An 8,338-nucleotide genomic window follows, 5' to 3' on the forward strand; every position below is an offset into this window, starting at 1 on the left:
CGGACCAGTGTAGTGGGGCGCGCCGCCGCCCCGTTCCCCTTGGTCCCGCCGCCCCGGCGGGTTATTATGAATAGGTCGGGATTTCCGGGGCGGGTCCGGGTAAGGCTGAACTTACTGGCCGCACCGGAATGAATAACGACATACTGAGGTTGTGTATTCAGTGAGCCCCCGCGCGGGGCGCACCGCGCAGCACACCACCTTCCACCCCACCTCCGATCAGGAGCGCACGGTTCACCCATGACCCACACCACGGACGCCCGGAGCCTGTCCCGCTCCTCCGGCGGACCGCGGGCGGAGCAGGAGGAGAACACCCGCTCCCGCGTGCTGGGGGCCGTCCTGGAGCACGGACCGGTCTCGGCCGCCGACCTCGGCGACATGCTCGAGCTCACCCCGGCGGCCGTGCGGCGCCACCTCGACGCCCTCGAGCAGCAGCACTACATCGAGGTCACCATGGTCCGCCGCCGCACCGGCGGCGCCGGCCGCCCCGCCCGCCGCTACGTCGTGGCTCCCGAGGGTCACGCGAAGCTCGGCGACGACTACCTCGAGATCGCCACCGACGCCCTGGAGGCCATCCGGCGCGTCGCCGGTCCCGATGCCGTGCGCGAGTTCATCCAGGAGCGCGTGGACCGGCTCGAGGCCGCCTACCGCCCCGAGGTCGAGGCCGCCGGGCCGGAGGTCGCCGACCGCCTGCCCGTGCTCGTGCGCCTGCTGAGCCAGGACGGCTTCGCCGCCTCCACGAACGAGGTCGCCGTGGGGCGCGGGGACCAGCGCACCATCGTCTCCGCGCAGCTGTGCCAGGGCCACTGCCCCGTCCGGGAGCTGGCCGCCCGCTACCCGCAGTTCTGCGAGCTGGAGACCGAGCTCATCGCCCGGCTGCTCGGCACGGACGTCCGCCGGCTCTCCACGCAGGCCGCCGGCGCGCACGTGTGCACCACGCACGTGCCCCTCGCACGGCCCGGACCCGCCGCGGCCCGGACGACCACGGACCACCCCACAGACCAGACAACAGAGGAAGGCCGTCATGACTGAACAGATCGCCAGCGGCAACGACACTGTCATCGCCGACATCCTGGAGAAGAACCCGGAGCTCGAGGGCATCGGCACCTACGAGTACGGCTGGGCGGACTCCGACGTCGCCGGCGCCTCCGCGCGCCGCGGCGTCAACGAGGAGGTCGTCCGGGACATCTCGGCCAAGAAGAGCGAGCCGCAGTGGATGACCGACCTGCGGCTGAAGGGCTTGAAGTTCTTCGACCGCAAGCCCATGCCCGCCTGGGGCGCGGACCTCTCCGGCATCGACTTCGACAACATCAAGTACTTCGTGCGCTCCACGGAGAAGCAGGCCCAGACCTGGGAGGACCTGCCCGAGGACATCCGCAACACCTACGAGAAGCTCGGCATCCCCGAGGCCGAGCGCGGCCGGCTCGTGGCCGGCGTCGCCGCCCAGTACGAGTCCGAGGTGGTCTACCACCAGATCCGCGAGGACCTCGAGGAGCAGGGTGTCATCTTCATGGACACCGACACCGCCCTCAAGGAGCACCCGGAGTTCTTCGAGGAGTACTTCGGCACGGTCATCCCGGTGGGCGACAACAAGTTCGCCTCGCTGAACACCGCCGTGTGGTCCGGCGGCTCCTTCGTCTACGTCCCCAAGGGCGTGCACGTGGAGATCCCGCTGCAGGCCTACTTCCGCATCAACACCGAGAACATGGGCCAGTTCGAGCGGACGCTGATCATCGCGGACGAGGACTCCTACGTCCACTACATCGAGGGCTGCACGGCGCCGATCTACAACTCCGACTCGCTGCACTCCGCCGTGGTCGAGATCATCGTCAAGAAGAACGCCCGGGTGCGCTACACGACCATCCAGAACTGGTCGAACAACGTGTACAACCTGGTGACCAAGCGCGCGATCGCCCACGAGGGCGCCACCATGGAGTGGATCGACGGCAACATCGGCTCGAAGGTGACCCAGAAGTACCCGGCCGTCTACATGACCGGGGAGCACGCCCGCGGCGAGACCCTCTCGATCGCCTTCGCCGGCGAGGGCCAGCACCAGGACACCGGCTCGAAGATGGTGCACATCGCGCCGAACACCTCCTCGTCGATCGTCTCGAAGTCCGTGGCCCGCAACGGCGGCCGCGCCGCCTACCGCGGTCTCGTGCAGGTCCGCGAGGGCGCCAAGGGCTCGAGGTCCAACGTGGTCTGCGACGCCCTGCTGGTCGACACGATCTCCCGCTCGGACACCTACCCCTACGTCGACATCCGCGAGGACGACGTGTCCATGGGCCACGAGGCGACCGTCTCGCGGGTCTCCGAGGAGCAGCTGTTCTACCTCATGCAGCGAGGCCTGGCCGAAGACGAGGCCATGGCGATGATCGTGCGCGGCTTCGTGGAGCCGATCGCCCGTGAGCTCCCCATGGAGTACGCGCTCGAACTCAACCGCCTCATCGAACTGCAGATGGAAGGATCCGTTGGCTGACATGTCCAAGCTGAACGAAACGATTCGCAACGCGGCGGAGGCCGCCGCCTCCGCCGCCACCGCGGTGGCCGACAAGGCCGTCGGCACGGCCAAGGACGTCTACGACAACCTGGGCGAGAAGGTCGACGGGGTCCCCACCGGGGACGGGCGCGTCGCCATCCCGGGCATGGACCAGGAGGGCGAGCGGCTCGCCCGCGACAAGGTCGAGAACGACACCCTCGTGCGGGAGTCCGCCCGCGGCGGCAGCGCCGAGGGCCCGGACTCCTCCCGTGCCGGGCGGCAGACGTCCTACGACGTCGCGGACTTCCCGAAGATCACGGGCAAGGAGGAGGACTTCCGGTTCACCCCGGTCAAGCGCCTCAAGGGCCTGCACGCCGACGCCCTCACCGGCCCGGCGCCGGCGGTGACCGTGGACTCCGACGCCGTGCGCGTGGAGACCGTCGGCCGCGACGACGCCCGGATCGGCAGCGCCGGCATCCCCGAGGACCGGGTCTCCGCCAACGCGTGGAGCAGCGTCACCGAGGCCACCGTGCTCACGGTGCCGCAGGAGGCCGAGATCGCCGCGCCCGTCCTCGTGGACATCCACGGCACGGACGCCACCCCGGCGGCCCAGCACCTGGTGATCGACGCCCAGCCCTTCTCCAAGGCGCTCGTGGTGCTGCGCCACCACGGCAGCGCGGTGCTCTCGCAGAACGTCGAGTTCCGCGTGGCCGACTCGGCCAACCTCACCGTGGTGACCCTCCAGGAGTGGGACGACGAGGCCGTGCACGCCTCCTCCCAGCAGGCGCGCCTGGGCCGGTCGGCCTCCTTCAAGCACGTGCTCGTCTCCCTCGGCGGTGACCTGGTGCGCGTGACCCCGTCCACCCGCTTCGACGCCCCCGGCGGCTCCGTGGAGATGTACGGCCTCACGTTCGTGGACGCCGGCCAGCACCTGGAGTCCCGGCTGTTCGTGGACCACTCCCAGCCGCACTGCACCTCGCGGGTGACCTACAAGTCCGCGCTGCAGGGCGAGAACGCGCACGGCGTGTGGGTCGGCGACGTCCTGATCCGCGCCACCGCGGAGGGCACCGACACCTACGAGCTGAACCGGAACCTGATCCTGGGCGACGGGCCGCGCATGGACTCCGTGCCCAACCTGGAGATCGAGACCGGCCTGATCGCCGGGGCCGGCCACGCCTCCACCACCGGGCAGCTGGACGACGAGCACCTGTACTACCTCATGTCCCGGGGCATCCCCGAGGACGAGGCGCGCCGGCTCGTGGTGCGCGGCTTCCTGTTCGAGATCCTCCAGCAGATCGGTGTCCCGGACATCGAGGAGCGGCTGCGCGAGGCCGTCCAGGACGAGCTCGCCTCCGCCAACCACTGAGCTCTTTTCCCACACTCTTCCCGACCACAGGAGAACCATCCATGGCAACTCTCGAGATCAAGGACCTGCACGCGTCCGTCGTGCTCGACGACGAGACCACCAAGCCGATCCTCAAGGGCGTGAACCTCACCATCAACTCCGGTGAGGTGCACGCGATCATGGGCCCCAACGGGTCCGGCAAGTCCACGCTGGCCTCGACCATCGCCGGGCACCCCAAGTACGTCGTCGACTCCGGCCAGGTCCTCCTGGACGGCGAGGACGTCCTGGAGATGTCCGTGGACGAGCGCGCCCGTGCCGGGCTCTTCCTGGCCATGCAGTACCCCGTGGAGATCCCGGGCGTGACGACCTCCAACTTCCTGCGCACCGCCAAGACCGCGATCGACGGCGAGGCCCCTTCCCTGCGCACGTGGACGAAGGACGTCAAGGCCGCCATGGAGCAGCTGAAGATCAGCCCGGACATGATCCAGCGCAACGTCAACGAGGGCTTCTCCGGCGGTGAGAAGAAGCGCCACGAGATCCTCCAGCTCGAGCTGCTCAAGCCCCGGATGGCCCTGCTCGACGAGACCGACTCCGGCCTCGACGTCGACGCGCTGAAGGTCGTCTCCGAGGGCGTCAACCGCGCCCTGGAGACCAACGACATGGGCGTCATGCTGATCACCCACTACACGCGGATCCTGCGCTACATCAAGCCGCAGTTCGTGCACGTGTTCGCCGACGGCCGCGTCGTCGACGAGGGCGGTCCCGAGCTCGCCGAGCGGCTCGAGAACGAGGCTACGACCGCTACCTCGCTCCCGCCAAGTAAGCGCCGCGCCGACCAGCACCGAAAGGAGGCCAGCGATGGCCGACACCCCTGCTGAGACCCCCGTCGACACCTCCGAGGCTCCCGCGGGCCGGCTCTCCACGGAGGAGGTCGAGGAGGCGCTCAAGAACGTCATCGACCCCGAGCTCGGCGTCAACATCGTCGACCTGGGCCTGCTCTACGGCTCCCGGTGGGCCGAGGACGGCGCCCTGATCCTCGACATGACCCTCACGACCGCGGCCTGCCCGCTGCAGGACGTCATCGAGGAGCAGGTCGAGCAGAACCTCGGCCCGCTGCTGGACGAGTGGCGGGTCAACTGGGTCTGGATGCCGCCGTGGGGTCCCGACCGGATCACCGAGGACGGCCGCGACCAGATGCGGGCCCTGGGCTTCAACATCTGATCGGCCTCCGGGCACGACCACGGCGCCCCGCCCACCTCGCACGAGGTGGGCGGGGCGCCGTCGTCCGTCCGGCCACGCCGGATCAGTTCTCGCAGTTCACCTCCGTCTCGGCCTCACACCGATCCGTGCCGTTGCCGCCGTTCGCGGTGTCGGTGCCGGGACCGCCGATCAGACGGTCGTTGCCGTTCTGGCCGTTGAGGGTGTCGTTGCCGTTGCCGCCGTTGGCGGAGTCGTTGCCGTTGCCTCCGTTGACGGTGTCGTTGCCGTTGCCTCCGTTGAAGGTGTCGGCGCCGGCGCCCCCGGTCAGGACGTCGTTGCCGTTGCCGCCGTTGAGCGTGTCGTTGCCGCTGGCCCCGTTCAGGCGGTCGTTGCCGGCGCCGCCGTCGAACCGGTCGTTGCCGTTGACGGTGTCGTTGCCGTTGCCTCCCCGCACCGTGGTCGGAACCGTCACGTCCAGGGTGACACTGTCGTTGCCGTTGCCCGCATTCACATCGATCGAGGACACACCGGAGGTCCGACAGGTCACGGCAGCCGTACCGTCGGACCTGCACCCTGATCCCGGGTTCACGGTGCTTCCCGGCACCGCAATCCTGTAGCGCTCGACGCCCTGCCTCAGGACCACCGTGACTCTCACGTCGTTGGACTGTGCGTCGCCAGTGACTTCCAGGACCCCGTTGTCGATCCGCACGCCGGTGTCGGCGTGTGCCGGTGCCACGCCCACGAAGAGGGAGGCCCCGGCCAGTGCGCCGGCCGAGAGGATGCTCGCCGACCTCCGCCGGACGATCCGCCGAGCTCCGACCCCGCGAGGAGGCCGGCTTCCCTGCGTGGGGGCGTGCGCATGCGAGTCAAGAATGCTGCTCATGACAATTCTCCGTGCTCTTGGTAAGAAAAGGACCGACGTCGATGACCGACGCCGTCCGGGACTATTCCTGCTGGCTTCTCCTTCCGCATTGCGGGGCGTGCTGGATTGCCTTGATCACCCGGTCCGAGGGTGATGTCCGTATTGGGACAGGGAAATACGAATGCGGGTCTGACAAGGGATAAGGGTGTCAGTGTGGTCGATGGGTCCACATCGCCGCATCAACAAGGCCGAGCCGCTCGTATTCTCCGGAATATCGTGTGCGCGTCGGCGTCGAAAGCTTTTCCGAAGGGGCCTCGGTTCCGCAATTCGGTGCTTACAGGCTAGCTCGGTTCCAACCCATGAAAAGTAAAGCTTCTGTCACAGATCAAGGTCGAAACAGTCTCCCACCAGGGCCGACGCCCGCAGCGCCGTGCAGCGGCTGCGGTCCCCGCTCCGTCCGCGAGGGCACGCGGGGCCACCGCCTCGGGCGTCGATTCCGGCGTCCCGCGGGCGCGGGCGGGGAAACGTTGCGGCATACCGCCCCTCCGGCGCGGCCTGCTCCTACACTGCGGTCATGGTCCAGACCCTGATGTTCGGGCTCGTCGCCTCCAGCGCCCTGGTGATCGGCGCGCTGGTCGGGGTGCGGTTCGAGCTGCCGAAGCGTCTTCTCGCCATCCTGCTCTCCTTCGCCGCCGGGGCGCTGATCACCGCCCTGGCCTTCGAGCTGTTCGAGGACGCCTACGAGCGCGGGGGCATCGGTCTGGCGGTGGGCGGGCTGTTCGCCGGGGCCGTGGTCTTCACCGTGCTCAGCGCCCTGCTGGACCGTTGGGCCCAGCCCGGGCCCCGGTCCCGGGATGCGGAGCGGCAGCAGGGCAGCGCCAAACTGGACCCGGACGCCGCCGCCGACGACGAGGCGCCCACGGCGGCGTCGGCCGGCGGTGCGGCCGGCCTGGCCCTGCTCGCCGCCGTCACCCTGGACGGGGTGCCCGAGAACGTGGCCCTGGGCGTCTCCCTCACCGAGGGCACCGGGGGGCTGGCCCTGCTCGCCGCGATCTTTGTCTCCAATCTGCCCGAGTCCCTCGTGGGAGCCGCCTCGATGCGGGAGCAGGGCATGTCGAGAGGCCGGGCCGTGCTGCTCTGGACGGTCTGCGGGGTGCTGCTCGTGCTGGCCGTGCTGCTCGGCGCGGGGCCCCTGGCCGGGAGCGATCCCCAGACCATCTCCCTGCCGCTGGCCTTCGCCGCCGGCGCCGTGATCGCCTCCCTGGCCGACACCCTCATGCCCGAGGCCTACGAGCACGGCGGTCCCGCGGTGGCGCTGAGCACGGCGGCCGGCTTCGCACTGTCCTTCGCGCTCTCGCTGGCCTGAGCCGCCACGCTTACCGCCACCCGAAACACCTCCTCCACCCGTCCGGGCGCGGCGGACGGTGCACGGCGCCGGCGGCCGATCGACTGCCGGGCAGGAAGTCGACACAATCCGACTCGCGCCGGGTGCGCGGAGTCCGTGCGTCGGTGCACACGCTGGGCTCAGCGGCCGGGGCCGTGCGTTATCTCTGGAACTGCCGCCTCCGACCTGGGACGATGTCCGCCCCTCACGCGGGGAACTCCTGATCGTCCGGGCAAGCCTGCATCAGGCGGTGTGGCGGGCCTCCGCGGTCGTGGACAGGACAGGGCACCGGTGCTGAACTGACGGGTAGCAGGCCCGCCGGGCTGGCACGTGAGCGTGAGGATCCCGCATCCGGGGACATCCCGCGTCGACCGAGGAGGACCGTCCGATGGAACCGTGGATCTGGATCGTGCTGGCGATCGTGGTGCTGGCACTCGTCGTGCTCGCGCTGGTGGGGGTCGGCAAGAAGAAGCGGGACCACTAGACCGCCGTGGAGCGCCGGAACCGGGAGCGCGCCGCCGACCTGCGGGCCCGCAGCGAGGAGGAGAGCCTGGCCGCCCGGGAGCAGAAGGCGGACGCGGAGGCGGCTCGGGCCGAGGCCGAGAAGGCCCGGATCGAGGCGGACCGGATCGAGCAGGAGGCCCGGCGGCGGGCCGAGGAGGCCGACCGCGCACGCGAGGAGGCGGAGGCCCACCGGCGGGAGGCCGCCACACTGGACCCGGACGGGGAGCGCACCGACCAGGCCGACCACACCGACCGCGCCGAACGCGACGAGTGGTCCCAGGGGTCGCACGAGGGTGCCGGCCGCCGGGAGCGCGAGGCGCCCGGGCAGGACGACTCCCGCCTCGACGACAGCCTCCGGGACCAGCGATCCGTCGCGCCCGGGAGCAGCACCGACGCCGATGAGCGTCCCCGGACCTGACCGGCTCGTCGAGACCCGCACACCGGCAGCCGACGTCGGACCCGACGCCGGCCGCCGGTCCACGCAGTTCGGCAACCCGGTCCGGGTGTACTGCCACCCAGTTCACCACTGGACCGTCCCTCCAAAACGCCGAGTCCCCCATGAAGTCG

8 protein-coding genes and 1 pseudogene are annotated in these 8,338 nt (G+C 70.1%); 8 read left to right on the top strand and 1 reads right to left on the bottom strand.

What is annotated here, in order from left to right; all coding sequences use genetic code 11:
• The first annotated feature begins 237 nt into the window (after positions 1-237).
• The 5 genes and pseudogenes from BJF77_RS09135 (at position 238) to BJF77_RS09155 (ending at position 5,042) form a co-directional block, all read left to right on the top strand.
• Complete coding sequence (locus BJF77_RS09135) at positions 238-1,029, top strand: metalloregulator ArsR/SmtB family transcription factor (protein ID WP_075871950.1); 792 nt, start codon at positions 238-240, stop codon at positions 1,027-1,029.
• Complete coding sequence (sufB, locus tag BJF77_RS09140) at positions 1,022-2,476, top strand: Fe-S cluster assembly protein SufB (RefSeq protein WP_047802738.1); 1,455 nt, start codon at positions 1,022-1,024, stop codon at positions 2,474-2,476. The genes BJF77_RS09135 and sufB overlap by 8 nt, the downstream gene beginning before the upstream one ends.
• A 166-nt stretch (positions 2,477-2,642) precedes the next feature.
• Positions 2,643-3,842 carry a Fe-S cluster assembly protein SufD gene (gene sufD, locus BJF77_RS09145; RefSeq protein ID WP_047802769.1) on the top strand — a complete coding sequence of 400 codons (1,200 nt, stop codon included), beginning with the start codon at positions 2,643-2,645 and terminating at the stop codon, positions 3,840-3,842.
• Between the two features lie 41 nt (positions 3,843-3,883).
• A pseudogene (gene sufC / locus BJF77_RS09150) lies at positions 3,884-4,644 on the top strand (Fe-S cluster assembly ATPase SufC).
• Positions 4,645-4,679: 35 nt separating this feature from the next.
• Positions 4,680-5,042: a metal-sulfur cluster assembly factor gene (locus tag BJF77_RS09155; protein ID WP_047802736.1), complete on the top strand. Its 363-nt coding sequence runs from the start codon at positions 4,680-4,682 to the stop codon at positions 5,040-5,042.
• 82 nt (positions 5,043-5,124) lie between these two features.
• Here the strand turns inward: BJF77_RS09155 and BJF77_RS19440 are convergent, their stop codons facing one another.
• Positions 5,125-5,757 carry a calcium-binding protein gene (locus tag BJF77_RS19440; RefSeq protein WP_255396196.1) on the bottom strand — a complete coding sequence of 211 codons (633 nt, stop codon included), beginning with the start codon at positions 5,755-5,757 and terminating at the stop codon, positions 5,125-5,127.
• Positions 5,758-6,457: 700 nt separating this feature from the next.
• Between BJF77_RS19440 and BJF77_RS09165 the strand changes: the two genes are divergently transcribed.
• From BJF77_RS09165 to BJF77_RS09170, 3 genes are all read left to right on the top strand, one after another.
• Complete coding sequence (locus BJF77_RS09165) at positions 6,458-7,249, top strand: ZIP family metal transporter (RefSeq protein WP_075871952.1); 792 nt, start codon at positions 6,458-6,460, stop codon at positions 7,247-7,249.
• A 406-nt stretch (positions 7,250-7,655) separates the two neighbouring features.
• The gene (locus BJF77_RS19995) at positions 7,656-7,751 is read left to right on the top strand and encodes an LPXTG cell wall anchor domain-containing protein (RefSeq protein ID WP_139318497.1); all 96 of its coding nucleotides are present in this window, start codon (positions 7,656-7,658) and stop codon (positions 7,749-7,751) included.
• A gap of 6 nt (positions 7,752-7,757) precedes the next feature.
• Entirely contained in the window at positions 7,758-8,189 is a 432-nt protein-coding gene (locus tag BJF77_RS09170) for a hypothetical protein (RefSeq protein WP_075871953.1), read from the top strand.
• Positions 8,190-8,338 lie beyond the last annotated feature (149 nt).

It is taken from the genome of Kocuria sp. CNJ-770 (assembly GCF_001942375.1).
Taxonomy (GTDB): Bacteria; Actinomycetota; Actinomycetes; order Actinomycetales; family Micrococcaceae; genus Kocuria; species Kocuria oceani.

What these genes read in the sequence shown, in the direction of transcription:
- BJF77_RS09135 (WP_075871950.1), top strand. Translation starts at nt 238, where the DNA reads ATGACCCACACCACGGACGCCCGGAGCCTGTCCCGCTCCTCCGGCGGA.
- sufB (WP_047802738.1), top strand. Translation starts at nt 1,022, where the DNA reads ATGACTGAACAGATCGCCAGCGGCAACGACACTGTCATCGCCGACATC.
- sufD (WP_047802769.1), top strand. Translation starts at nt 2,643, where the DNA reads ATGGACCAGGAGGGCGAGCGGCTCGCCCGCGACAAGGTCGAGAACGAC.
- BJF77_RS09155 (WP_047802736.1), top strand. Translation starts at nt 4,680, where the DNA reads ATGGCCGACACCCCTGCTGAGACCCCCGTCGACACCTCCGAGGCTCCC.
- BJF77_RS09165 (WP_075871952.1), top strand. Translation starts at nt 6,458, where the DNA reads ATGGTCCAGACCCTGATGTTCGGGCTCGTCGCCTCCAGCGCCCTGGTG.
- BJF77_RS19995 (WP_139318497.1), top strand. Translation starts at nt 7,656, where the DNA reads ATGGAACCGTGGATCTGGATCGTGCTGGCGATCGTGGTGCTGGCACTC.